This is a genomic window from Nocardia bovistercoris, from assembly GCF_015674855.1.
Taxonomy (GTDB): domain Bacteria; phylum Actinomycetota; class Actinomycetes; order Mycobacteriales; family Mycobacteriaceae; genus Nocardia; species Nocardia bovistercoris.
The window spans coordinates 63,259-88,334 of sequence record NZ_JADMLG010000012.1; the positions used below are offsets into that span (position 1 = coordinate 63,259).

The following is a 25,076-nucleotide window of genomic DNA, read 5'->3' on the forward strand; positions in this document are numbered from 1 at the left end:
TCAGGAGTCACCCATGCCGCGTTGGCCCAAGCCCGCCGAGGGCAGCTGGACCCAGCACTATCCCGACCTCGGCACCGCGCCGATGTCCTACGAGGATTCCATCACCCCGGAATTCTTCGAACTCGAACGCGAGGCGATCTTCAAACGCGCCTGGCTCAACGTCGGCCGGATCGAACAACTACCGCGCACCGGCAGCTACTTCACCAAGGAGATCCACGCCGCGCACACCTCGGTCATCGTGGTGCGTGACCGCGACGGCTCGGTCCGCGCGTTCCACAACATCTGCCGCCACCGAGGTAACAAACTGGTGTGGGACGAATTCCCGCGCGCGGAAACCTCGGGAACCTGTCGACAGTTCACCTGCAAGTATCACGGCTGGCGTTACGGGCTCGACGGCGGCTTGACCTTCGTGCAGCAGGAGGAGGAATTCTTCGATCTGGACAAGGCGAGCCTCGGATTGGTGAGCGTCGCGTGTGAGGTGTGGTCGGGATTCATTTTCGTCAATCTGGATCGCGAACCGCGACAGTCGCTCACCGAATTCCTCGGTCCCATGATCACCGATCTGGACGGTTATCCGTTCGGCGAGCTCACCGAACGCTACAGTTACCGCTCCGAGGTCGGCGCGAACTGGAAGTTGTACATGGACGCCTTCCAGGAGTTCTATCACGCGCCGATCCTGCACGGAAAGCAGACGCCGGACAATTTCTCGATCGCCGCGCAGCAGGCCGGATTCGAGGCGCCGCACTACCGTCTGGAGGGTCCGCACCGGCTTGTCAGCACTTCGGGTGTGGTGACTTGGGAACTCGATCCGACCATGCGCAAACCGATGGAGGACATCACCCGCAGCGGTCTGTTCGGCCCGTGGGACGTTCCTGATCTGGGGCCGATGCCCAAGGGACTCAATCCGGCGGGCTGTGACCCGTGGGGACTCGATTCGTTCCAGTTGTGGCCGAATTTCGTGATTCTGATCTGGTCGGGTGGTTGGTATCTGACCTATCATTACTGGCCGACCTCGCACAACAGTCACATCTTCGAAGGCAACCTGTATTTCCCGCCCGCGCGTACACCGCGCGATCGGGTGGCGCACGAGATGGCGGCGGTCACCTTCAAGGAATACGGGTTGCAGGATTCCTCGACCCTGGAGGCGACCCAGTTGATGCTCGAATCCCGCGCCGTCACCACTTTCCCGCTCAATGATCAGGAAATCCTGCTTCGGCATCTGCACAAGGTGGCCGCCGACTGGGTCGGGGACTATCAGCGCGAGCGTTCGGAGGCGGCCCGGTCATGAGTGCGACCCTGTTGCCCGGCGAATTCGCCGATCTGGAACCGTTCGCGGGGACATGGTGTCTGGCGACGGAGACCGAACGCTACGACACCCGTCTGAACAGCACGCTCGAAGAGATGCAGCGTTTCTACGACGCGATCGTGCCGCGCGCCGAGGACGCCATCGCCTACTGCGACAAATTCGCCGTCGAGGATTTGCCCGAGGATGCCCGCAACCTCATGTATCTGCTCTATTCGATGATCCAGGTGTCGTTCCCGGTCGAGGTGTGGAGCCAGCCGCGTATCCCCGATACCGGCACCGCGTCGTTGACCTGCGTCATCGAGCCCGCGCTGTGAGTGCGGCGGAGCGCGTGCTGTTGCGTGCGGCCGGGTGGATCGACGTCGAGACGGGCCGCCGCAACACCCCCGCCGCGATCCTGATCGAGGGCAACCAGATCGCCGCGATCGACCCGCCGCAGGTACCGCAGGACGTGCGGGTCGTCGACCTGGGCGAGCTGACCCTGCTGCCGGGGTTGATGGATATGGAGATCAACCTGCTCATCGGCGGACCCGACACCCCCACCGGACTGCCGAATCCGATGCACGGCGTCCAGGACGACCCGGTCTACCGCACACTGCGCGGCACGGTGAACGCCCGCACCACCCTGCACGCCGGATTCACCACCGTCCGCAACCTCGGGCTCATGGTGAAGACCGGGGGCTATCTGCTCGATGTCGATCTCGGACGCGCGATCGACAACGGCTGGGTCGAAGGTCCGCGCATCATCGGCGCCGGACACGCCATCACCCCGACCGGCGGGCATCTGGATCCGACCATGTTCCAGCGTCTGGCCCCGCACATCATGCCGCTCAGCGTGGAGGAGGGCCGCGCCAACGGGGTGCCGCAGGTGCGCGAATGTGTGCGCTATCAGATCAAATACGGGGCCGGTGTCATCAAGATCTCGGCCTCGGGCGGGGTCATGTCCCACGGCACCGTCGCGGGCGCCCAGCAGTACTCCGACGAGGAACTCGCCGCGATCGTCGACGAAGCACACCGCGCGGGCGTGCCGGTCGCCGCCCACGCCCACGGTGACGCCGGGATCCGGGCCTGCATCCGCGCCGGGGTGGACTGCATCGAGCACGGTTCGCTGGCCACCGACGACACCATCGCCATGATGGTCGACCACGGTACCTTCCTGGTACCGACCAGCTACCTGTCCGAGGGCCTCGACGTCTCCAAAGCCGCACCGGCACTTCAGAAGAAGGCCGCCGAGGTCTTCCCGAAAGCGCGCGAAACCCTGCGCAAGGCGATCAAAGCCGGAGTGCGGATCGCCTGCGGCACCGACGCTCCCGCCGTCCCGCACGGCGACAACGCCAAGGAACTCTGGGCGCTGGTCGACCGCGGCATGACACCGGCCCAGGCCCTGCGCGCCGCGACGATCACCAGCGCCGAGCTCATCGGCGTGGACGATCGCGGCCGCCTAGCCCCAGGGCTGCTCGCCGACATCATCGCCGTGCCCGGCGACCCCACCGCCGACATCACCACCGTCCAAGACGTTCGTTTCGTGATGAAGGACGGCCGGATCCACAAGCAACCGTGAGCGCCCATCCGAAAATTACTCGAACGCACCATCTTTCAGGAGATGAACGCATGGTCAAAGGAATATTGCTGGTCGAGTCGGAGCCGCGTTCGGCCGAGGACGCCGACGCCTACCACCGCTGGTACGACGAGATCCACATGAAGGAGATGCTCGGCATCGAAGGTCTGGTCGCGGCGCGCCGCTTCGCGCCCGTCACCGGCGAGGGCGTGTTCGTCGCCGTCTACGAGATCGAAGCCGACGACATCGCCCACGTACAGGCGCGACTGGCCGAGATCACCAAGGCGGGCGGATTCAGCGCCCCGGTCGGACTGCGCACCGATCCGCCGCCCACCGTCCGGTTCTACCGCGACATCTCCGCCCACACGGCCTGACGGCCCCCAGCGACGGGACGAGGCAACCGATGACAAAGACGGAGCACCTGTATATCGGCGGACGGTGGGTCACCCCGGCGACCACCGACACCCTCTCGGTGATCTCCCCGCACACCGAACAGCTCGTGACCCGCGTCCCGGCCGCCGCGCCCGCCGACATCGATCGCGCGGTGGCCGCCGCCCGCGCGGCCTTCGACCACGGGCCGTGGCCGCACACCCCGCCGGCCGAGCGGATCGCGCTGATCCGCCGCCTGGCCGAGCTCTACACCGCCCGCGAGGACGAACTCGCCACGACGATCACCACCGAGATGGGCGCCCCCATCACCTTCGCCCGTTCCGCGCACGTGAAGCTGCCCGGTGTCATGATGCGGGCCTTCGCCGACATCGCCGAGCGCTTTCCGTGGCGCGAGACCCGGGCCGGTTTCCTCGGTGGCGACGTCGCGGTCGAGCACGAACCGGTCGGCGTCGTCGCCGCGGTGATCCCGTGGAACATGCCGACGTTCCTGATCGTCGCGAAACTGATCCCGGCCCTGCTCGCAGGCTGCGCGATCGTGGTCAAACCGTCCCCGGAAACCCCGTTGGACGCGCTGTTCATGGCGGAGTTGCTCGAACAGCTCGACCTGCCGCCCGGAGTCGTGAGCATTCTTCCCGGCGACCGCGACACCGGGCAGCATCTGGTCGCCCATCCCGGCGTGGACAAGGTGTCGTTCACCGGGTCGACCGCCGCCGGACGCCAGGTCGCGCAGGTCTGCGGCGGCGCGCTGCGCCGGGTGAGCCTGGAACTCGGCGGCAAATCCGCCGCCGTGGTCCTCGACGACGCCGACCCCGACGATGTCGCCGAAGGCATGTTGGTCGCCGGACTCATGAACAGCGGCCAAGCATGCGTGGCCCAGACCCGCGTACTCCTCCCACGCCACCGCCACGACGAATTCCTCGACGCTCTCGTGGCAAGAATCGAAAAACTCACCGTCGGTGACCCTTTCGACCCCGCAACCAGGGTCGGACCGATGGTCTCGCAACGCCAGCAGCAACGCGTGCGCGGATACATCACCCAAGCACGCGACCATGGCGCACGGCTCGTCCTCGGCGGCGCCGAACTGCCGGAGACCGTGGAACGCGGCTGGTACATTCGCCCGACCGTCTTCGCCGACGTCGAGGACTCGATGCCCATCGCGCGCGAAGAGGTCTTCGGCCCCGTGCTGACCGTGCACACCTACACCGACGACGACCACGCCGTTCGGATCGCCGACGCCACCGAATACGGCCTGTCCGGCTCGGTCTGGACACCCGACATCGACCGCGGACTGGCCATCGCCCGACACATCCGATCGGGCACCCTCGGAATCAACCAGCCCTACACCATGGACCCCGTCGCACCCTTCGGCGGCGTCAAACGCAGTGGCATCGGCCGCGAATTCGGCCACGAGGGCCTCGCCGGATACCTCGACACCAAATCCATCTCGATCCGCCAGGCACCCGCCGCGCCACATCGAGTTCCGGCCGCCGCCGACCCGGAAGGAAACCGGTCGTGAAGCTGACATTCGACGACGATGTCGAAGCATTCCGCGCGGAGTTCATCGCCTTCCTCGACCAACACCTACCCGCCGAGGCCGAAGCCGACGAACGCCCCAACTCCACCGCCCACATCCCCGAATGGGCGCGGCGCTGGCAACGGGTCCAATTCGACAACGGCTGGTTGCTGCCCGGCCACCCGCCCCGCTTCGGCGGGCGCGACGCCGGAGTGCTCGAGCAATACGTGCACCGCCGCGAACTCGCCGCACGACGCATCTACCAGAACTTCAACCCCCAGGGCCTCGGCATCATCGCCGCCTCGCTCATCACCTTCGGCACCCCCGAACAACACGAACGCTGGGCCGTCCCGATCCTGCGCGGCGATATCACCGCCGCACTCGGCATGAGCGAACCCGAGGCCGGATCCGACCTCGCCGCCCTGCGCACCCGCGCCCGCTTCGACGGGGAACGCTTCGTCGTCGACGGACGCAAACTCTGGACCTCCGGCGCCCACGACGCCGACGTCATCCTCACCTTCGTGCGCACCGACCCCGCCGCCGCCAAACACCGCGGCATCTCCGCGCTACTCATCCCCACCGACACCCCGGGAATCGAACGCCGCCCCATCGCCACCATCTGCGCCGCCGACGACGTGGACTTCAACGAAGTCACCTTCACCGAAGTCGAAGTCCCCGCCGAGAACCTGGTCGGGGAGCTGCACCGGGGCTGGAAAGTCGCCAACGGCTCACTCGGCCACGAACGAAACCTGCTGTGGCTCGGCTACGCCGACCGCCTCGACCACCTCCTCACCGACTTCACCCCCGGAACCGAACTCGACGCCGACCGCTACGCCAGACTGGTCATGGACGCACACGCCCTACGCCTCATGGGATCGGCCGCACTCGCCCGTGCCGCCCGCGGCGACGCCGACACCGCCGCGATATCGGTCCTCAAACTCTTCGGATCCGAAGCCGTCCAACGCGCCACCGAGGACGCGCTCACCGACACCGGCGGCCTCGAACACCCCACCGTCACATCACTGTTCAGCCCACTCAACCCCGAACCCACCGCACCCGGATGGTTCGAACGCTACCTACGCACCTTCGCCCACACCGTCGCCGGCGGTACCTCCGAAATCCAACGCAACATCATCGCCCAACACGTACTCGGCCTACCACGCCCCTGACAGCGGCCGCACGGTTTCGGCGACCGTCCCGCCGTGGTTCTGCCGCGGGGATTTCACAGACTCCGAGGCTCGGATGCCGCTCGGGCAACGTCTCGCGGCATGCGACACGGATTGCTCGGCCTCCGACCAGCGGCATCGCTGAGAACGCTGGGACCGCGATCCGATGGTGTGGTCACCCGAATACGTCAGTGGGCGGCGCTCTCGTAGTCGGGCAGCGTCGCGACGGTCGGTGGCGCCATGACTCGCTCGAGTCCCGCCAGGGATTCCAGGGCGCGTGATCGGGTGATCGCGTCGCGGATGCCGAGGCCGAGTCGGGTGCGGGGCGCCATGAGGCGCAGATTCGGGCCGATTCGGCCGCGGCGGCGCACGAGCGGGTGGTGGGCCGCTCGGTAGCGTGCGAAGGCGGCGGTGTGGTCGCCTTCGGCGGCGGCGAGTTCGCCCGCGAGGAGGTAGGCGCCGGTGAGTGCGAGTTCGGCTCCGGCGCCGCTGACCGGGGATGCGCAGTGGGCGGCGTCGCCGAGCAGTGCGATCCGGCCGGTGGACCAGGACGGCATGCGGATCTGGGCAAGGGTGTCGATGTAGGAGTCCGGGTCGGCGAGGACGCCGCTCAGCAATCGCGGGACGTGCCAGGCGGTTTCGCGGCCGAATTCGGCGGTGAGCAGGGCGGTGGCGCTGTCGCGGTCGCGTGGGTCGATGGCGTCGGGCGGAGCGCGGAACAGGAAGTAGGCCTTCGCGCCCGGGTGGGTGCCGGAACGGTAGACGCCCGCGACGCGGCCGGGGGTGTTGAACAGGGTGACCCACCGGTCGGGGCCGAGCGCGGAATCGGCGTCGCCGAAGGCGAAACAGTGGCCGAGGTGACGGGTGAAGCCGGATTCGGGGCCGAAGGCGAGGCGGCGGATCGTGGAGTGCAGACCGTCGGCGCCGATCACCAAGTCGAAGTTCCGCGGCGGTGCGTGCTCGAATTCCACACGGACGCCGTCGGTTTCCTGTCGCAGTGCGGTGACCGTGTCGCCGAAGACGTATTCGACGGTGTCGGAGCATATCTCGTGCAGGAGGGTGACCAGGTCGCCGCGCATGATCTCGATACCCGAAGTGTCGGTGCGCGGGATCTCGACGCGGCCGACCTCCTTGCCGTCGCCGCGCACGAAACGCATACCCGCCACGTCGGCGGCCGCCGCGCGGACCTCGGTCGCGATCGACATGCGTTCGGCGACCTCCATCGCCCGACCCCGGATGTCGACCCCTTGACCGCCCTCGCGCATCCGCGCGGCCTGTTCGACCACGGTCGGCCGAAATCCGTATCGGGCCAGCCAATAGGCCGCGGTCTGGCCCGCGATACCCGCTCCGGAGATCAGAATTCGTTCGTTTCGCACCGGGACTCCCTCTCGTGTCCTGACCATCGGTCAGTCTCCAGGTTATGACTCTGACCAATGGTCAGTCAAGGTTAGGATCGGATCCGTGACCGGCGACCCGCGTGCCCGCATCCTGCGCCTCTCGCTCGAGCTGTTCGCCGAGCGCGGCTTCCACGCGGTCTCGGTGCGCGAGCTCGCCGAAGGTGTCGGATTGACGAAAACCGCTGTGCTCTATCACTTCCCGAGCAAAGCGGAAATCCTGGCCGCGCTGGTGGAACCGCTGCTGGAACAGACCGAGGCGGTGCTCGCCGCGGCACACGCGGTGACCGACCCGCAGGCGCGGCGGTGGGCGGTGGTGCACGGCCTGCTCGACACCTGGCTCGAGCACAGCGCGTTGTTACGCATCCAGATGCACGATCAGGCCCTTTCCGCGGCCGACGACACCTACCGCCGCCTGCGCGACATCGCGCTCTCGGCCCAGCGGGCACTGGTCGGCCCCGCCGCGGATCTCGTCGACGAGGTGCGTGCCGCCCAGATCTACGCCGCGCTCAGCGATCCGGTGGTGCTGTTCGCCGACCGGCCGGTCGACCAGCTGCGCGCCGCGATACTCGAAGGTGTGCGCCCGCTGCTGGACTCGACGCTGGCCCCGGTCGACGCCGAGCGGTCCGCGCGTGCGTCAGGGCGGGGTCGGCCGGGGGTGATGGACGCGCGAATGGTGGAGTCGGCCGAGCGGATGCGGGATACCGAGGGCCGCGGCGTCGAGGAGATCGCCGCCCGGCTCGGTGTCTCCCGCGCGACGGTGTACCGACATCTGAGACGATCGCCCGCAGCCTCGTCTCATAAATATAATAATGAGACGGATCGGTAGAGCGTTCAGCGAGTGTTGCATGGCGATGCCCCGGCTGGTCGCGGTCTGGTTCGTGGGATCACTATGTGGCGTCGATGGTCGAGGTGTCCAAGAACCATTGCCATAACCGATCAGGATGACCGCAGGCATTGGAGCTCGCGGTCGGCGGCGACGCAGACTGGTCTCATCGTTTCGGCAAGGACGCGGAATCACTGATTCGCGACCGGTCTCATTCGGAAGAGGGCGCGACATGGGTGATGCGTACTACGAGTTGATCGATACGAGCGCGGAGGGGGAAGTCTTTTCTTCTGCCGATCTGACCAGAGGAACCTGGGGGGACATGCAGCACGGTGGGCCGCCGAGCGCACTGCTGGTGCGGGCGCTCGAGCGGTGCGAACCCCGCGCGGACGCACGGTTGAGCCGGATCGTCGTCGAGCTGCTGGGGCCGGTGCCGGTCGGCCCGGTCCGGGTCGTCTCGAAGAAGGAACGACGCGGAACGCGGATCGAATATCTTTCGGCCGTGATGTCGTCGGCGGACGATATGCGGCCGGTCGCGCGGGCACATGCGTGGCGCATGGAGCGATCCGACACGGTCGAGATCCAACGGAACTTCGGCGAACCTTTGACTCCCTTGGAGAACGTCGCCGACCGCAACGATCTGAGTCACTTCACCGACGGCTATGTCGGTACCCTGGATTGGCGTTGGATAGTCGAACCCGGCTCGACACCCGGAGCGGGGGAGTCGTGGATTCGTTCCGCGGTCGATCTCGTACAAGGTGAAGCGCCGTCGCCCCTCGAGCGGCTGTTCGTGGTGGCCGACAACGCCAATGGTGTAGGGGCGAAAGCCGACATCAGGAAGTGGACCTTCCTCAACACCGATCTCACGGTCCACGTGCATCGGATGCCGGAAGGAGACTGGATCGGGATCCGCGCGGACGCCGCCTACGGCCCGGACGGCATCGGAGCGACGATCGGGACCTTGTTCGATCAGCATGGACCTGTCGCGGGCATCCAACAGTCGGTGTTGTTACGTCGGCGCTCCTGATCATCCGGTGGAAGATCTCGGTGTCCCCGCGGGACGCGAGAAGGTTTGCCGGTCCCGTCGTGCTCGTCGGAACCGGCACCCCTGGCCGCCGAGTGCGGTCTACCTACCGGTCAGCGTCGCCATCTCGGCGCGGACCTGCTGCTCGTGTGCGATCTCGTCCTGCTCGGCGCGACGCGGATTCCATCGGCCGGTCAGCAGAAATACGCTGGGCAAGAACAGGATCTGTCCGATCAGGCACACGATCCACCACTTCTGCCACTGCTTCGGATTGTCTTCGGTGGCCTGTTGGGCCGCGGCGCCTTTGTCCTGCATGAACTGTAGGTCCGTGGCCGGGATGCTCGCGATCGCCTGCAACGTGGTCGACGACTGCTGGACACCGGGGCCGTTGGTCTGCAGGAAGGCCAGATCGGTAGGCGGGATCGTGCCGACCGCCTGCAGTCGGGCGATCGCCTCGGTCGGCGCGATGCCGAACTTCTGTGCGATCTGCTGGATGGCCTGCACGGCCGCCTGTTGATCCGCGGGGTTCGCGGCCATGGCCGTCAGCAGGTTCGGATCGACGGCGCCTACCGTGGCCAGCTCCTGCGGGTACTGCGCGCTCAGTGCCATGACCCGGCCCACGTCCTCCGGAGACTTTCCGCTGAGTGAGGCCAGCACGGCGACCTGGGCCTGCGCGTTGGTCGGATCGGTCCGCAAGGTGGCGAGCGCGGCCTGATCCGCGGTCTGCAGCGCGGCCAGTTCCTTCGCGTACTTGGTGGTGATCTCCTGGAGCGCGGGTCCGTCCTCGACCAGTGTGGTGGTCGCCGAGACCGCGAACGGGAAGATCGCCAGCGCGATGGTGAAAATGAGCCGGGCGGTGGATCCCCAGATGGCCAGACCCGCCGCCGTCGAAGCCGGATTGTGCTTCTCCACGGATTCGGTGAAGGCCGCCATCCAGGCGGTGTTGACCAGTCCGTGGCCGATGCCCGCGATGGCCAGGAACAGCTGCAACGAGTCGACCGAGGTGCTCTTGTCGGTGGTCGCGCCGATGAACAGGATCAGCCCGATGATGCTGATCACTGTGCCGACGACGATGAACGGCTTCCTGACCCGCGACAGATCGGAGCCGAATCCGGTGATGATCAGCGTGATCGCCGCGGGTATCCAGTACCAGTTCATGATCGCGTTGGCCTGCGCCTCGGTCCGGTTGAAGACGGTGACCAGATAGACGACGAGGAAGCCCGCCGCCATGGTGTAGAACAGCAGATACAGACCGATGGCCAGCGACGAACCGATGATGTCGAAACGCAGGACGCGCCGCCACTGCCCTTCCAGCGCTTCGTCGGGGTCGATGCCCGCGGCCTTGGCCTCGATGAGCGCCCGGTCCCGTTCGCTGACGATCAGTTGGTCGCGCAGCTGCGGCGACAGCTCGCGCAAGCCGATCGCGGCGATGACCCACACGACCAGACCGACGGCGCCTGCGATGTAGAACTGGAAGCGCCAATCCGGGTGATCGTCGAGCGTCCGACTGGAGACCTGGGTGACAACGATGCTGCCGAGCACCGGTCCCAGTGACCAGAATCCCATGGCCTGCGCGCGCCCGAGCTGCGGCGAGAAGTCTCGCACCAGGGCCGGACTCGCCACCAGCGCAACGCCTTCGGCGACGCTGACGAGCGCGAACAGCACGAAATACATGACTTTGCCGCCCGCGTTGGGCATGCCGAACGCGATGAGCAATACCGTGACGAGCATCGAGACCAGCACGACGTTGCACCGGCCCCAACGATCGGCGATACCCGCGCCGTAGGCGGAGAGCGCGCCGACGAGCGCGCCGACGACGCCCACGTAGACGTACTGCGTGAAGGTGAAGTCGAATTTGCGCATGATCTGGGCCGCGACCGAACCCTGTACGTAGGTCAGGTAGTACAGGACGATGGTGATCAGCAGGACTATCGCCAGGTTCGCGAACCTGGCCGGTGTCCTCGGGTAGTGCTGTAGCTGTCGTGCCCACGGGCGGCTTGCCCGCTGTGAGTCACCGGCCGCGGGGATCGCGGCGGCAGAAGTTGAAGTTGACAACGTCGTCCTTCGACGAATGGCTGCCGCGACGTCGCGGCGGCGCTGGATATTTTCTACGAGGTCATCGATCCGGTCGGCGCCGAACGCGAGGAGGCAGATTCGAGGTCGTCGGGTGTGAAATGCCCTGCACGGTCGATGTATTCGTCGATCCGGGCGATGCGGTCGCCGCGGACGGTCACGACGACGCACAGGGGCCAGGCCAGCAGTATGCCGGTCGCGGTCCGCACGCTCATGACGTGCTGCTGGACGAATCCGTCCGGCGTCGGCCTGCGGTGCACATCGACGAACCGGCGTTGGGCGAAGTTCGCGACCAGTTGCTCCCAGTCCTTGCCGACCGATTCGCGGTCGTGGCGAATGCGGTCGAAGCCGTGCCAGATCACGGCGTCCTCGGTGAGGCACGCCTGTGCGGCGGCGACGTCACCGCGCTCGAGTGCGCCGAACAGGCGGTCGATCACGTTCGTGGTCGCGGATGTCTCGGTCATTGTCTCCCTCGCTGCGTACGGATGCGTACTATGTGCCGGTGGGGCGGAGCGCTCAGCGCACCGGAATGTTCTCGTAGTACGGGATCGCGATCTCGTCCTCGCGGTCGGAGTAGCCGACCATGGCGACGATGTTCGGATGGATCAGATCGCGATCGATCATCACGTTGACGCAGGTCGGCCGCCCGCTCTCCTGCGCCTTCCGAATGGCGGGGGCGAGATCCTCGATGCGGTCGACCTCGACGCCTTCACACCCGAGGGCGCGCGCGGCCTCGTGGTAGGCGGTGCGTTCCAGATCGACCACCGCCAGGTTCTGCTCGCCGAAGACCAGTTCCTGTCCGTGCCGTGAGATGCCCCACGCGCCGTTGTTGAAGACGATGGTGGTGATGGGCAGGTTGTGTCGAGCCATGGTGTCGAATTCGGACAGGTGGAAGCCGACCGCGCCGTCGCCGATGACGGTGGCCACCGGGCGACCCGGCCGCGCGATCGCCAAGCCGATCGCGAAGCCCTGACCGACGCCGAGTGTGCCGAGATAGCCGTTGCCGGTGGCCAGGCCGGGACCGGGCGCCGTGCACAGCGGCACGAACCAGGCGGGTGTCTCGCCGCCGTCGTAGGAAATCGCGGTATCCGGATCCAACGCGGCCGCGACGGCGGCCGCCGCGTGGTGCGGATGGATATATCCGCTGTCGGTGTGGGGCGCGACATCGCCGAACCGGCCCGCCGTCCGAGCCCGGAGCTTGCGCAGCAGTTCGACCCAACCGGTCGGAGCCGAGACCGGGCGGTCCGCGAGTCCGCGGTTGAGCGCCGCGAAGGACTCGCCCGCGTCGGCGATCGCCGAGATGACCGGGGTATCGATCCTGCCGAGTTCGGCGCCGTCGATATCGATGTGGATCAAGGTGGCCTCGTGGGAGACGATGGCCCCGCTCCGGCCGCCCAGCGCCATGCCCGCGCGTGCGCCGACCTGGAGCACGACATCGGCGGGCTGTTTCGCGCCCGCCGCGGCGGCCGCGATGGCGCCCACATTGCCCAGGTTGTACGGATGCTCGACCGGCAGTACGCCGTTGGCCTTGCTGCTGTAGACCACCGGTATACCGGTCGCCTCGGCGAACGCGGCCAGCTCCCGACCGCTGTCGGGGGAGAAGAGCATCCCGCCGCCAACGATGATCGCGGGCCGTTCGGCCTCGGCGAGCAGTCGCAGAATCCGGTCGGCGGTACCGGGGTCGAGGGCGGGCTTGGCCCGCGGCGCGGTACGGGTCGGATACGTCAGTTCGTGCTCCAACGGCGCGAAGACGATATCGATCGGCACCTCGAGCAGCACCGGGCCGGGCCGCCCGCTCAGCGCGATGCGAATGGCCTTGTCCACCAGGTCCGGGATGCGTTCGACGTGGGTGACTCGATGAGCCCATTTGGTCACCGGCAGCGCCATGGCGATCTGGTCGAGGCCGCCTTGCAGGACGTTCGTCTCGACCTCGCGCAGTGGCGGGGAACTGGTGATGAACAGGACCGGCGCGGCGTCGAGATGCGCGTCGGCGATGGCGGTGAGCGCGTTGGTGAATCCGGGACCTGCGGTGATCGCGCAGACCCCGACATCCGCGGTCGCCCGCGCGTAGGCCGCGGCCGCGTGACCCGCGGTCGCTTCGTGGCGGGTGTCGGTCAATCGAATGGATTCCTCGGCGCAAGCCACCAGGAATGCGTCGAGGTGCCCGCCGTGCAGTACGAAAGCATCCGATACGCCCTGGGCGCGCAGAGCGTGCGCCAGGACAGCGCCACCATTGGTTTTCACGTGTCGACTCCTCGGAGTGCATAGTTTTGCGTCAGTGCAGATTTCCGGCCAGCGTCTGAGTCGCCCAGAATCCCCCGTCGACCTGGAGGTCGATCCCGTTGACATAGGAGGCCGCGTCGCTGTTGAGGAACAGCAACGGACCGACCTGCTCGTCGGGGGTGGAACGGCGCCCGATCGGGTCGGTGACCGCGTCGATCATCTCGGCGGGGAACACCTTCTCGATCTCGGCCAGCATGGGGGTCTCCACCGCGCCCGGGCTCAGGGCATTGATCCTGATGCCATCGCGGATGAGCACCCTCGATTGCCACATGGTCCAGATGTTGAGGGCTTCCTTGGCGAAGCTGTAGGGATGTCCCGCATCCGCTGTGTTGGCCTTGTACCACTCGAGCCCCTCCTCGAAGGAACTCGTCCCGACCAATGCGGTGGCGAGCGACTGGCGTCTGCGCCAGGCGTATCCGCTGTCGGAGGACACGTTGACGATCGCGCTGCCCGGCGTCATGAGCGGGACGATGCGCTCGGTCAGCAGGCGGGTGCCGAGGAAGTTGACGGCCAGGATGTCGAGCGCGCCGACGAGCGGATTGGCTCCCGCGCAGTTGAACAGGGCGTGCACCGGACCCTCGATGGTGGCCGCCGCCATCTCGATCGAGGCCGGATCGGTGAGGTCGAGCGTGGTGAAGGACGCCAGACCGGCGGTGCTGTCGCGGCGCGCGAGTCCGTGTACCCGCGCTCCCGCCGCGGCGAGAGCGCGCGCGGTGGCAGCGCCGATCCCGGAAGAACTGCCCGTGACGACGACTCGGCTACCGGCATAGTTGTAGGGCATCATGGTCGACTCTCCGCTTTCGGGCGTTTCGCTGCCCACTCACTGTGGTGACTCATGCCACTGCCGGTCCAATAACCGTCGGTATAGCCGTCAGTTATTGCGCGGTTCACCGCTGTGCCTATTGCGCGGTTCACCGCCGCGGCCGAATTCGAGCGACAGCTTCGGGTTGTGACCATTTTCCGGCGGGTGCGAGGTCCTCTATCAGGAGAACGAAATCAGCGCCTTCCCTGTCGATTTCGCAGTGGAAGCACTGCGGAGGATCGCTCGGACGCTCGGCTACTTCTTCCTGCGCTCGCGGCGTGCGTCCGCCGCCCGCTGTGTCTTCTCCAGGATCGTTCTGGCATGTGCGATGAAGCTGTCCAGGCCGTACTCGAAGGTGTTCTCTTCGACGAAGCCGATCCGGTTGCGTTGTCTCATCAGCTTGTTCAATGTAGGTAGCCGGTCCCAGTCGACCGACTCGGGTGCTCGGATTCCCGCCGCGCGGTCCAGGTCCTGCCTGCGTTCCAGCATCGCCAGGCCGCGGGTGTACATGGCGAGGGAAAAATAGATGTCCAGCGCGTCCTTCGGGCGGAACCCCACCTCGATCAAGGTTGCCACGGTCGCCTCGAACCGCTCCATCACCACCTGGTTCGCGTTCGCGCCATAGGTGGTGGTGCGCATGATGACCAGGTCGCACAGGACCGGATCCTCGCGGAACAGGCGCCGCATGGTTCGCGCGTGCGCGCGCAACGAGCGGTCCCAGCCTGCCGCGGACACGAAGGGGACCCCGATGCTGTACCGCTCGAGCGCGCGGTCGGTCATCGCGTCGAGCAGGTGTTCCTTGCTGCGGAAATACCAGTACAGGCTGGTGACTCCGACCGCGAGGTGCGCGGCGAGCGCGGGCATCGTCAGGCTTTCCAGCGATGTCCGGCCCGCGAGCTCGAAGGCCGCGTCGAGAATATCCTCGGCGTTGATCGAGCCTCGCCTGCGGCGCGGGCGCTTCGGTACGTCGGTCCCGACGCTGTCGCTGGCCACTGAAACCCTTTCGGTTGCTACTGGATCGCGGTCCGGCGGATCGGATGCGGGGCCGTGCCGCGTGCTGTGCGAGCGGACGTGACGTTCGCGACCTTTCTCGACCTCGGGCGCCGCTGTGTCGGCCGTATCGGACACCGTAGCGCGTTCTCGCCGCGCCCTCCGTGAGTAGGCGGCGCGCATCCGGGGCGGTCGATGATCACACCGAAATCCGAGCGCCTGCCGAATCGTCGACAGTGCCGGGCACAAAAGGATCGCGCGGCGCACGAGGCGCACGAGGTCCCGCGGAATTCGTCAGGGTTGATAACCGATCGGAATGGCCGAAAGCATTGGCGCTTCCGTGGTTCGCTACCCAGGATTGGCGAGTAGCACGCGACTGGAAAGCCGCGGCGTCGGTCATCGACCGGTATCGGGTGGCCGCCTGTGACCCCGCGAATCGGCGATGTGTGCGGAAGTCACGGATGTCGTTGCCGCGTGCCGACTTCGGAGGAGAGCAGTCATGGCACAGACAGCAGTCGGCGGGCCTGCCCCCGCGCAGGATGAGCTGGCCGAATCGAAAACGCAACTGCGCGAACAGGGTTGGTGTGTCCTGCCCGGCGTGCTCAGCGCCCGACAGGTCGAACAGGGTAGGAAGTTGCTGTGGAGCGCGGCCGAAGCGCAGGCGGCGGCCGGGGTGAGCGGTGCGCATCTGGATCCCAACGATCGAAATGTGCGCGTGTTCAATCTGCCCGCGGTCGACCGCTATTTCATCGACCTGCTCGTGCATCCGCTCGCCATGTCGCTGGTGCGCAGCGTACTCGACACACCGCCGTTGGTGTCGAATTTCACCGCGAATATCGCATTGCCCGGTTCGGGCTCGATGCGCGTGCATTCCGATCAGGCGCTCGTCGTTCCCGAGCCGTGGACGACGCCGTGGGCGATCAACATCATCTGGTGTCTCGATGCTGTGCGGGAGGAGAACGGCGCGACGAGGTATCTGCCGGACAGTCATCATTTCAGTCGCAGGGCGGATGTGCCCGCCGACGCCGAACAGCGGATGCGCGCGTACTCGGCGCCCGCGGGCTCGCTGATCGCCATGGACGGTCGGGTGTGGCACACGTCGGGCTCCAATGTCACCGTCGACGAGCAGCGCGCGATGCTTTTCGCCTACTACTCGGCCGATTTCCTCCGGCAGCAGATGAATTGGTCGCTGACCCTGCCGCCGAAGACCATCGAGGCGATGTCGGACAGCACCAAGGGCCTGTTCGGAATCAGCGCGAGCGGCAATACCCGCATCGGCGCGGAACTGACGGAACTCGGCGGCCGGTGAGTCGATAGACCGCCGATTTCCTCAGCCACGCTCGTCGCCCTCGCGGTCCCCGCCCCGACCTCGACCACCGAACTCGCCCCCGCCTGCGGGCGCGGGCGCCGGAACCGATCGATCCGAACCAGCCCGCGGTGCCGTCGAGGCTGCGGCCGTGCTCGACGCCGTGGGCGATCATCGTCGCACCGATGCCCACACGCAGAATCGTGGCGCCGATCGGATGGCTTCGGCGAGTTCCTGTGGTGGACGCAGACATTCGGGAGCTCGTTCCTGTGGAGGGGCGGACTCAGATGTTGAAGCGCAGGGCGCCGTCGATACGGATCACCGTGCCGTTCAGGTAGTCGTTGTCGATGATGTGCGCGGCGAGGGCGGCGTACTCGTCGGCGTGGCCCATGCGCTTCGGATTGGGCACCGTCGGACCCCACCGGTTCTGGGCCTCTTCCTCCGCCATTCCGTACGCGGGCGTGTAGAAGGTTCCGGGGGCGATGCACATGATGCGGACACCCACCGGGGCGAGGTCGCGCGCGGCGGTCAGCGTCAGCCCGATGACGCCGCCTTTGGCCGCCGAGTAGTCGCTCTGGCCGACCTGGCCCTCGAAACCGGCGATACTGGCCGTCGAGATGATGACGCCGCGCTGGTTGTCGCGAGTGGGTTCGCTGACGCTCATGGCCGCCGCGGCCTTGCTGAGCACGTTGTAGGTCCCGGAGAGGAACACATCGACCGTGCGCCGGAAGGTGTCGAGCGAATACGGCTCGCCCTTGCGATCGACGATGCGCCGCGCGGCCGCGGGTCCGCCGTGGACGATGACGCACGATCGCAGCGGCGCGGCGTCGGCGGCGGCGGCGACAGCCTGCCCGACGCTGTCCTCACTGGTCACATCGGTGGACAGGAACCGGGCGCGGTCGCCGAGTTCGGCCTCGAGTGCCTTGCCCTTCTCCTCGGCGAGGTCGGCGATCACCACGTGCGCGCCCGCCGCGACGAGCCTGCGCACCGTCGCCTCGCCGAATCCGCCTGCCCCGCCGCACACCAGTGCCGAGGTGTTCTTCAGTTCCATTGCTGCTCTTTCGGTAAATCGGTGTTCGGAATCCGTTGCTAGAGTTCACACCTCGATGACGACCGCGCCGCCTTGGCCGCCGCCCGCGCACATGGCGGCCACGCCGATGCCGCCGCCTCGACGGCGTAGTTCGTGGGTGAGGGTGGTCAGCATGCGCGCGCCGCTGGCCGCGATCGGATGGCCGAGGCTGCACCCGCTGCCGTAGATGTTGACGATGTCCTCGTCGATGCCGAGTTCCTGGCACGCGGCGACGGGAACCGAGGCGAACGCTTCGTTGATCTCCCACAACGTCACGTCGGCCTGCGAGATTCCGGCGCGGCTCAGGACGGGGGCGATGACGGCGAAACCGCCCTCGCCCGTGTACTTCGGATCGACGCCGACCGAGGCCCAGGACCGGATGGTCCCGAGAACGGACAGCCCGCGCTCGCGGGCGTGCTCCGCCGAAGTCAGGGTGAGCGCGGCGGACGCGTCGTTGATTCCGCTGGAATTGGCGGCCGTGATCGAGAAACCGTCGATCTCGGGGTGCAAGGGCTTCAATCCGGCCACCTTCGCGGCGGTGGTGTCACGCCGCGGGTGTTCGTCGACGGCGAACTCGATGATCTCGCCGTCGGGCGTACCGATCTTCAGCGGAGCGATCTCGTCATCGAAGACGCCCGCGTCGATCGCGGCGACGGCGCGACTGTGGGAGCGGACCGCCCAGGCGTCCATCTGTTCACGAGTCAACCCGTACTTGACCGCGACATTCCAGCCCACCGAGATGCTGGTGTCGTCGGTCGCCTCGGCCGTGTAGGGAAAGCTCGGCGGGATCCGCTTGATTGTTTCCTCGGTGCCGGGCACCCGCCACGTCAGCGTCGGACCGGTCGAGAACGAATGGACACCGCCCGCGACCACGACCCGGTCCATGCCGGACCGGATCGAGCCCGCGGCGTTGGCGACCGCGGTCAGGCTGCCCGCGCAATGGCGGTTCACCGCCTGGCCGGGAACTCGCGTCAGGCCGAGCGCGACTGCGGCGTGGCGGGCGAGATCGCCACCACCGTAAAGGGATTCGGCGAAGATGACGTCGTCCACCTCCTCGCCGGGGATGCCGGAGCGGCGAATCGCCTCGGCGAGGATGTGGCTCGCGAGTTCCTCGGCGGGGGTGTCTTTCAGCGTCCCCTTCCGCGCTGTGGCGATGGGAGTGCGAACTGCGCTGACGATGACGGCGTCGCTCATTGTTCCTCTATTCGCTGCATGCCTACCGGCTGAGAAGTCCACTTGAACAGTAGTTCAGTATGATGAACAATACAATCTGTTCAATGTAGAACTCATCTGCTTGAATGGTTGTTCAAATTTCCGAATCGAGGGGGAACGGGTGACCCGGCATGGCGGACGGCCTCGAACCCACGGCGCGGCGGACCCGGCGCCACCTCGGTCCCTGCTGAACCAACGAAAGTCGTCGAAGTGAATCTCGAAATGCTGTTGACCATGGCCGCGTCGGCGTGGCCTGACGAGGACGCGGTGGTGGAGAGCTCCGCCCGGATACGTCGCGCGACCTACCGCGATGTCGCCCGGATGTCGGCGGGCGGCGCCAGGGTGGCCGCCGAGGCGGGCAGTGACGCGATTCTGTTCGTCGGTGTGAACGGGGTCGCGTTCCCGGTCACGCTCTTCGCGGCGGCGCGGGCCGGAGTCCCCTTCGTTCCCCTGAACTACCGATTGGCCGACGACAAACTCGGTGCGCTGATCGACCGCTTCGACAATCCCCTCGTGGTCACCGACACCCCCGAGCGCATCCGCACCGGCGGGCGTGTCCTGTCGGCGGCGCGGTGGCTCGAACTGGCGGCGGCTACCACGCCGCTCGAGGAAGGGCCGGTAGATCCGGAACGGGTCGCCGTGCTGCTGTACACCAGCGGTACCACCTCCGAGCCGAAGGCCGCCGTACTACGCCATCGCCATCTCGTCTCCTACATACTCGAGACCGTCGAATTCGGTTCCGGTGCGCAGGCGCAGGCAGGATTGGTGAGCGTGCCGCCTTACCACGTGGCCGCCGTGGCGAACCTGCTCTCGAACGTGTACGCCGGGCGCAGGCTGGTCTACCTCGACCGGTTCGACGCCGAGGCTTGGCTGGACATGGCCGATGCCGAAGGGGTCACGCACGCGATGGTGGTTCCGACCATGCTCGCGCGTATCTGCGACTACCTGGACGAGCGCGGCCAGAAGGCGCCGCCACTGGTCGCCATCTCCTACGGCGGCGCTCGGATGCCGATGAGCATCATCACCCGGGCGCTGGCGATGTTCCCCGGCACCGGATTCGTCAACGCCTACGGTCTGACCGAAACGGCGTCGACCATCGCGCTGCTCGGCCCGGACGACCACAGGGCCGCCATCGAATCCGAGGACGCCGCGATCCGCGCCCGACTCGGGTCGGTCGGCAGGCCGGTGCCCGGCGTGACCATCGCGGTGCTCGACGAGAACGGCGACGAGTGCCCGACGCGGGTGCGCGGGGAACTCTGCGTCAAGGGACCGCAGGTCTCGGGCGAGTACTACGGCAAGCCCGGTATCTCGTCGGCCGACGGTTGGTTCCATACGCGGGACCAAGCGTATCTGGACGACGGCGGCTATCTGTTCGTCGAAGGCCGTATGGACGACACCATCATTCGAGGCGGCGAGAACATCGCACCCGCCGAGATCGAGGAGACCATCATCGCCCACCCCGCGGTCCTCGACGCGGGCGTGGTCGGCGCTGCCGACGACGAATGGGGACACCGCATCGTCGCGCACGTGGTGGTGCGGGCGGGCGAACGACTGCTCGAGGCGGAGGTGAAAGACTGGGTGCGCGAGCGGTTGCGTACGTCCAAGACTCCCGACGAGATCGTCTTCCGCGCGGAGTTGCCGCGAACCGACACCGGAAAACTGATACGGAGACTGCTGTGACCGCGGACAACGACGCACCGGAACGCGCGATGAACAATCCTTCCGACCGGGTGCTGCCCTTGGTGCTTCCGGAAACCGAATTCTATTGGACCTCGGGCGAAGACGGGCAGCTGCGGGTCCAGGCGTGCCGGTCCTGCGCGGCGCTGATCCACCCGCCGAAGCCGATCTGTCCGGCGTGCCGCTCGGCGGACACCGAGCATCGGATCGTGTCGGGGAAGGGCATCCTGTTCGGCTACACCGTCAACGAGCGGTTCGCGCTGCCAGGACTGCCGCCGCCCTACATCGTCGCCGAGGTCGCCCTGGACGAGGATCCACGGGTGCGGCTCACCACGCTGCTGGTGCAGTGTGATCCGGCGGCCGTCGAACTCGGGATGCCCGTCGAAGTCCTCTTCGAAGCACACCAAGAGGTCTGGCTGCCGCTGTTCCGGCCGAGCGCGTCGGAGACCGGTGTCCGCGACCTGCCCGACGACGAGATCGCCCCCGCCGAATACGCGCGGCTCGTCCGTCCGATGGTCACCACCGACAAGTTCGAGGACAAGGCGGTCATCAGCGGAGTCGGCGCGTCCGAGATCGGTCGCCGGTTGATGCGCGATCCGCTCGCGCTCACCATCCGGGCGTGCGAACGGGCGATCGCCGACGCGGGCCTGACCTTCGACGACATCGACGGACTGTCCACATACCCGGGCGGGGGCGTGGAGTCCGGCCACAGCGAGGGTGGCGTGACCGCGCTCGAGTCGGCCCTGCGCATTCGTCCGACCTGGTACAACGGCGGCGGCGAGACCTTCGGCCCCGGAGGTTCGGTGATCGCGGCGATGCTGGCGGTCGCGACGGGGCTGGCCCGGCATGTGCTCTGCTTCCGGACGGTGTGGCAGTCCACGCACGAGGAGCTGATGCGTCAGGGCAGGCTGCCGGTTCCCGGCGGGGGACGAGTCGCGGGCCTGATGGGGTGGTCGATGCCCTTCGGCGCGGTATCGGCGGCGCACACCCTCGCGCAGACCGCGCATCGTCACTTCCGCAAGTACGGCACCACTCGGGAGACGCTCGGCTGGATCGCGCTCAACCAGCGCGCCAACGCGGCGTTGAACCCCACCGCGGTGTATCGCGACCCCATGACGATGGCCGACTACCTGTCGGCGCGGACGATCACGACACCGTTCGGCCTCTACGACTGCGACGTGCCGTGCGACGCCTCGATCGCGGTGGTGGTCTCGGCGGCGGATACCGCGGCGGATCTGGCCAAGCCCCCGGTTCGTGTCGAAGCGGTCGGCACCCAACTGATGGAGAAGATCGACTGGGATCAGAGCACTTCCACGCATGAGCCGCAGGTGCTCGGCCCGGCCGCGCATCTGTGGACTCGCACCGACCTACGGCCCTCCGATGTCGATGTCGCGGCGCTGTACGACGGCTTCACCTTCAATTGCGTGTCCTGGATCGAGGCCCTCGGATTCTGTGGTTTCGGCGAGGCGAAGGATTTCCTCGACGGCGGCCGGAACATCGCGCGGGACGGGATACTCCCGTTGAACACCCACGGCGGACAGCTCTCCCACGGCCGAACCCACGGGATGGGGCTGATCCAGGAGATGGTCACGCAGTTGCGGGGCGAGGCGGGGGAGCGGCAGGTGCGCGGCGCCAGGGTCGGCGTCGTCAGCAGCGGTGGGCTGACGCCCGGCGGTGTGCTGCTGTTGCGATCCGACGGCTGATCGCTCGACGGCCGAGGACGGCGCGCCCGCGGGCTGTCTCCCACGACGACGAGGACCAGATCGGTAGAACCTATGCTGTGTTCATTGAATCGGACGGCCGTTCGAACCGGTTCCCGATGATTCGGCGGATCGTGCGGGGAGATGCGTCGGTGGGAGAGGAGACTGCCATGGTGAGACCGAACGCGAAAGCCGGTGTCGGCGAGCATCGCGCGGTCACCGGACACGACGAGGGCGCGAACGTGTCGAGCGGCGCGGCGGCGCGGAAGGGAACCGGCCGGGCGGCGCCCGCCGCTCCGAGTCCCCGTGAGATACGCCGCAGGCAGCGTATCGAGACCTCGCGCGAGCAGATCCTCGACACCGCGGAGCAACTCTTCGCCGAACGCGGATACCACGACACCGGATTGAAGGACGTCGCGTCGCAGTGTGAGTTCTCGGTCGGATCGATCTATTCGTTCTTCGACAGCAAGGATGCCCTGTACGAGCAGGTGCTGATGCGTCGCAGTATCGCGATCGAGTCGATCCAGAAGCTGATACCCGACGGTGTTCCCGCCGACGAGCGGTTGGTCGGCCTCGCCAGACTCCAGATAGAGCACGCGCTGGAACACCCCGCCTGGGGCGCGGTGTCGGCCGAGATCTCGCGAATGGCCAGATCACGCGGCACGGACATCCCCGAGGCATGGCTGCTGTATCAGCGGCGGGTGCTGAGTTACATCTGTGAAGTCATCGAGACGGGGCAATCCGACGGCACGCTGCGGCCAGGTTCGCCGATCGCGTTGGGCCGCTTGTATTTCGCGGTCGTCACCGCGTTCATCCTGGTCACCACCGTGGCCGAGACGACCGACGAGGACGGGTGGCCGACCGAAGCGCAGGAGTTCCTCGACTTCGTCTTCGACACTTTCAGCGTGCGTCCTCGGCATATCGACGGGGATTGATTCTTCCGTGCCGTAGCGGCGAATGGGCCACCCTCGCGACGGGGCCGCGTGGTCGTCGAGCACCCACTGGTGAATGATCGTTCATTTTTTTGTTTTGCTTGTGTGATAGAACAAATGAAGATACTGTCTGGTGACGCAGATCTCAGTATCTGATCAATATCATGCAGTTGTGAGTAAGGGAGTTCGGGATGCCGTCGAGGCCGATGAGCGGCGTGCGAGTGGTCGAGGTCGCCCAGTTCACGTACGTGCCCGTATCGGGCGCGGTGCTCGCAGACTGGGGCGCCGATGTGATCAAGGTGGAACACGCGGTTCGCGGTGATGCCCAACGCGGGCTGCGCAATCTCAACGGTGTGGAGTCCAACGGCGGATTCGCGCCGATCATGGAGCACCCCAACCGGGGCAAGCGCGGCATCGGGCTGGCGCTGGAGAATTCCGAGGCCCGCGAAGTGCTCTACGACATCGTCCGCACCTGCGACGTGTTCGTGACCAACTTCCTGCCCGGTGCACGCAAGAAACTCGGCATCGATCTCGAGGACATCAGGGCCGTCAACCCGAACATCATCTATGTGCGCGGAACAGCGCTCGGTGAGCGCGGCCCCGAGGCCGACAAGGGCGGCTACGATTCGCCGACCTTCTGGTGCCGGGGCGGAAATGCCGTCGGAGCGACCCCGCCGAGTCTGGGCGGCGTCGTCGGACAGCCCGGTCCCGCCTGGGGTGACACCATCGGCGGCATGAACATCGCGGGCGGCATCGCCGCCGCCCTGTTCGCGCGCGCCCAGACCGGTGAGCCGTCCGTCGTGGACGTTTCGCTGTTGGCGAGCGGCGCCTGGGCGAACGCGCTGTCGATCGATATCGCGCTCAACGGCGGCGCCATCGCGCAGGGCGTCGACCCCGCGAACGGTCCTGGTACGCCGGGCAATCCGCTGGTCGGCCTCTACCGCACCGCCGATGGCCGCTACCTCAACCTCTGCATGCTGCAGCCGGGCCGGTATTGGGCCGACTTCTGCAAGCACATCGACCGTGCGGACCTGATCGCCGACGCGCGCTTCGCCGACGCGGAAGCGCTGATGGCGAACTGGGAGAGCGCGGCGGAGGCGGTCGCCGCGGCCATCGTCCGCGAGAGCCTGGCCTTCTGGACGAAACGATTCGAGACCCTCGAAGGTCAGTGGGGTGCGGTGCAGAATGCGCTCGAGATCGGAAACGACGCCATGTTGCGCGCCAACGGATACGTCGCGACGGTGGTCGATGTCGAGGGACGCAGCCGCGAGCTCATCACCTCGCCCGTGCAGTTCGACGAGACGCCCGCGGCACCGGGACGCGCGCCGCAGTTCGCCGAACACACCGACGAGATCCTCGAGGAACTCGGTCTCGGTGTCGAGAAGATCATCGACCTGAAGGTCGCGGGCGCGGTCACCTGACATCGAGCCGCGCCGGGGCGCCGCGCTCGGCGCCGATCCCTGTCGTTCCGACCACTGAGGCAATCGAAGCGGTTTCATCGAGATGGACCCGCCGGAGCAGAATTCGCGAGCAGCCGCGTCCCGGGGCTCATCGATGCCCTGAACACGCTCGTCAGAGATGGCGAGAGGGTGCCCGAGATGGATGTGCTCGGAACCGTACCGGCAACCGGCAACCGGCATACGAGTTTCGGGCTCGGTTGCACCGCTGCATCGGCTCGACTGTCGCGCGGAATCTGTTCAACCGGATGCTCACGCACGTGCTGGACCGGCTGCCCGATTTCGTGTGCGACGAGGCGGGCACCGTTCACTACCCGTGCGATTCCGATAACCGAATGGCATGGCCGCAGGTATTGGCGATCGAGCCCGCGACGGTCACAAACTGGACGAGCACGCCGGAT

21 protein-coding genes and 1 pseudogene are annotated in these 25,076 nt (G+C 67.0%); 14 read left to right on the plus strand and 8 right to left on the minus strand.

Features of this window, described 5'->3' with window-relative positions; all coding sequences use genetic code 11:
* Positions 1-13: 13 nt before the first annotated feature.
* From IT779_RS25990 to IT779_RS26015, 6 genes are read left to right on the plus strand one after another with little or no spacing between them, the layout of a single operon-like run.
* On the plus strand, positions 14-1,288 hold the full coding sequence (locus IT779_RS25990) for an aromatic ring-hydroxylating oxygenase subunit alpha (protein WP_196152052.1): 1,275 nt from the start codon (positions 14-16) through the stop codon (positions 1,286-1,288).
* Complete coding sequence (locus tag IT779_RS25995; protein ID WP_196152053.1) at positions 1,285-1,620, plus strand: hypothetical protein; 336 nt, start codon at positions 1,285-1,287, stop codon at positions 1,618-1,620. Before IT779_RS25990 ends, IT779_RS25995 begins: the two co-directional genes overlap by 4 nt.
* Positions 1,617-2,864: a metal-dependent hydrolase family protein gene (locus IT779_RS26000; protein WP_332838966.1), complete on the plus strand. Its 1,248-nt coding sequence runs from the start codon at positions 1,617-1,619 to the stop codon at positions 2,862-2,864. The genes IT779_RS25995 and IT779_RS26000 overlap by 4 nt, the downstream gene beginning before the upstream one ends.
* 50 nt (positions 2,865-2,914) lie before the next feature.
* On the plus strand, positions 2,915-3,235 hold the full coding sequence (locus tag IT779_RS26005) for a hypothetical protein (RefSeq protein WP_196152054.1): 321 nt from the start codon (positions 2,915-2,917) through the stop codon (positions 3,233-3,235).
* 29 nt (positions 3,236-3,264) lie between these two features.
* Positions 3,265-4,767, plus strand: a complete 1,503-nt coding sequence (locus IT779_RS26010; protein WP_196152055.1) for an aldehyde dehydrogenase — start codon at positions 3,265-3,267, stop codon at positions 4,765-4,767.
* Positions 4,764-5,933, plus strand: coding sequence for an acyl-CoA dehydrogenase family protein (locus IT779_RS26015; protein WP_196152056.1), 1,170 nt, complete (start codon positions 4,764-4,766; stop codon positions 5,931-5,933). Before IT779_RS26010 ends, IT779_RS26015 begins: the two co-directional genes overlap by 4 nt.
* 185 nt (positions 5,934-6,118) lie before the next feature.
* Here IT779_RS26015 and IT779_RS26020 read toward each other — a convergent pair whose 3' ends face one another.
* Positions 6,119-7,306 carry an FAD-dependent monooxygenase gene (locus tag IT779_RS26020; RefSeq protein WP_196152057.1) on the minus strand — a complete coding sequence of 396 codons (1,188 nt, stop codon included), beginning with the start codon at positions 7,304-7,306 and terminating at the stop codon, positions 6,119-6,121.
* A gap of 85 nt (positions 7,307-7,391) precedes the next feature.
* On the opposite strand from IT779_RS26020, the gene IT779_RS26025 reads away from it, so the two are divergent.
* Together IT779_RS26025 and IT779_RS26030 are read left to right on the plus strand one after the other, a co-directional pair.
* Positions 7,392-8,153: a TetR family transcriptional regulator gene (locus IT779_RS26025; protein ID WP_196152058.1), complete on the plus strand. Its 762-nt coding sequence runs from the start codon at positions 7,392-7,394 to the stop codon at positions 8,151-8,153.
* A 229-nt stretch (positions 8,154-8,382) separates the two neighbouring features.
* A complete protein-coding gene (locus IT779_RS26030) occupies positions 8,383-9,177 on the plus strand; it encodes a thioesterase family protein (protein WP_196152059.1) in 795 nt (264 codons plus the stop codon).
* 99 nt (positions 9,178-9,276) lie between these two features.
* Here IT779_RS26030 and IT779_RS26035 read toward each other — a convergent pair whose 3' ends face one another.
* From IT779_RS26035 to IT779_RS26055, 5 genes are all read right to left on the minus strand, one after another.
* Complete coding sequence (locus tag IT779_RS26035) at positions 9,277-11,229, minus strand: MFS transporter (RefSeq protein WP_196152060.1); 1,953 nt, start codon at positions 11,227-11,229, stop codon at positions 9,277-9,279.
* Between the two features lie 53 nt (positions 11,230-11,282).
* Positions 11,283-11,711, minus strand: coding sequence for a nuclear transport factor 2 family protein (locus IT779_RS26040; protein ID WP_196152061.1), 429 nt, complete (start codon positions 11,709-11,711; stop codon positions 11,283-11,285).
* 52 nt (positions 11,712-11,763) lie between these two features.
* Positions 11,764-13,491 carry a thiamine pyrophosphate-binding protein gene (locus IT779_RS26045; RefSeq protein ID WP_196152062.1) on the minus strand — a complete coding sequence of 576 codons (1,728 nt, stop codon included), beginning with the start codon at positions 13,489-13,491 and terminating at the stop codon, positions 11,764-11,766.
* A 31-nt stretch (positions 13,492-13,522) separates the two neighbouring features.
* Positions 13,523-14,311 carry a coniferyl-alcohol dehydrogenase gene (locus tag IT779_RS26050; protein ID WP_196152063.1) on the minus strand — a complete coding sequence of 263 codons (789 nt, stop codon included), beginning with the start codon at positions 14,309-14,311 and terminating at the stop codon, positions 13,523-13,525.
* Between the two features lie 276 nt (positions 14,312-14,587).
* Positions 14,588-15,325 carry a TetR/AcrR family transcriptional regulator gene (locus IT779_RS26055; protein WP_332838967.1) on the minus strand — a complete coding sequence of 246 codons (738 nt, stop codon included), beginning with the start codon at positions 15,323-15,325 and terminating at the stop codon, positions 14,588-14,590.
* 496 nt (positions 15,326-15,821) lie between these two features.
* Between IT779_RS26055 and IT779_RS26060 the strand changes: the two genes are divergently transcribed.
* Positions 15,822-16,631, plus strand: coding sequence for a phytanoyl-CoA dioxygenase family protein (locus tag IT779_RS26060; protein WP_196152065.1), 810 nt, complete (start codon positions 15,822-15,824; stop codon positions 16,629-16,631).
* 280 nt (positions 16,632-16,911) lie between these two features.
* On the opposite strand, the gene IT779_RS26065 is transcribed toward IT779_RS26060, so the two are convergent.
* Entirely contained in the window at positions 16,912-17,679 is a 768-nt protein-coding gene (locus IT779_RS26065) for an SDR family NAD(P)-dependent oxidoreductase (RefSeq protein WP_196152066.1), read from the minus strand.
* A gap of 45 nt (positions 17,680-17,724) precedes the next feature.
* Entirely contained in the window at positions 17,725-18,891 is a 1,167-nt protein-coding gene (locus IT779_RS26070; protein ID WP_196152067.1) for a thiolase family protein, read from the minus strand.
* Between the two features lie 228 nt (positions 18,892-19,119).
* Between IT779_RS26070 and IT779_RS26075 the strand changes: the two genes are divergently transcribed.
* From IT779_RS26075 to IT779_RS38055, 5 genes and pseudogenes are all read left to right on the plus strand, one after another.
* Complete coding sequence (locus tag IT779_RS26075) at positions 19,120-20,589, plus strand: class I adenylate-forming enzyme family protein (protein ID WP_332838968.1); 1,470 nt, start codon at positions 19,120-19,122, stop codon at positions 20,587-20,589.
* 29 nt (positions 20,590-20,618) lie between these two features.
* Positions 20,619-22,289: a thiolase C-terminal domain-containing protein gene (locus IT779_RS26080; protein ID WP_196152227.1), complete on the plus strand. Its 1,671-nt coding sequence runs from the start codon at positions 20,619-20,621 to the stop codon at positions 22,287-22,289.
* Positions 22,290-22,456: 167 nt separating this feature from the next.
* Positions 22,457-23,221 (plus strand): TetR/AcrR family transcriptional regulator, encoded by a 765-nt coding sequence (locus tag IT779_RS26085; RefSeq protein WP_196152068.1) that lies wholly within the window; start codon positions 22,457-22,459, stop codon positions 23,219-23,221.
* Positions 23,222-23,409: 188 nt separating this feature from the next.
* Positions 23,410-24,639: a CaiB/BaiF CoA transferase family protein gene (locus IT779_RS26090; protein ID WP_232542104.1), complete on the plus strand. Its 1,230-nt coding sequence runs from the start codon at positions 23,410-23,412 to the stop codon at positions 24,637-24,639.
* Positions 24,640-24,846: 207 nt separating this feature from the next.
* A pseudogene (locus IT779_RS38055) lies at positions 24,847-24,989 on the plus strand (cytochrome P450); the annotation flags it as partial.
* Between the last annotated feature and the right edge of the window lie 87 nt (positions 24,990-25,076).

Coding starts and splice junctions, on each gene's coding strand:
- IT779_RS25990 (WP_196152052.1), top strand. CDS start 14: ATGCCGCGTTGGCCCAAGCCCGCCGAGGGCAGCTGGACCCAGCACTAT.
- IT779_RS25995 (WP_196152053.1), top strand. CDS start 1,285: ATGAGTGCGACCCTGTTGCCCGGCGAATTCGCCGATCTGGAACCGTTC.
- IT779_RS26005 (WP_196152054.1), top strand. CDS start 2,915: ATGGTCAAAGGAATATTGCTGGTCGAGTCGGAGCCGCGTTCGGCCGAG.
- IT779_RS26010 (WP_196152055.1), top strand. CDS start 3,265: ATGACAAAGACGGAGCACCTGTATATCGGCGGACGGTGGGTCACCCCG.
- IT779_RS26030 (WP_196152059.1), top strand. CDS start 8,383: ATGGGTGATGCGTACTACGAGTTGATCGATACGAGCGCGGAGGGGGAA.
- IT779_RS26040 (WP_196152061.1), bottom strand. CDS start 11,711: ATGACCGAGACATCCGCGACCACGAACGTGATCGACCGCCTGTTCGGC.
- IT779_RS26050 (WP_196152063.1), bottom strand. CDS start 14,311: ATGCCCTACAACTATGCCGGTAGCCGAGTCGTCGTCACGGGCAGTTCT.
- IT779_RS26060 (WP_196152065.1), top strand. CDS start 15,822: ATGGCACAGACAGCAGTCGGCGGGCCTGCCCCCGCGCAGGATGAGCTG.
- IT779_RS26065 (WP_196152066.1), bottom strand. CDS start 17,679: ATGGAACTGAAGAACACCTCGGCACTGGTGTGCGGCGGGGCAGGCGGA.
- IT779_RS26070 (WP_196152067.1), bottom strand. CDS start 18,891: ATGAGCGACGCCGTCATCGTCAGCGCAGTTCGCACTCCCATCGCCACA.
- IT779_RS26080 (WP_196152227.1), top strand. CDS start 20,619: ATGAACAATCCTTCCGACCGGGTGCTGCCCTTGGTGCTTCCGGAAACC.
- IT779_RS26085 (WP_196152068.1), top strand. CDS start 22,457: ATGGTGAGACCGAACGCGAAAGCCGGTGTCGGCGAGCATCGCGCGGTC.
- IT779_RS26090 (WP_232542104.1), top strand. CDS start 23,410: ATGCCGTCGAGGCCGATGAGCGGCGTGCGAGTGGTCGAGGTCGCCCAG.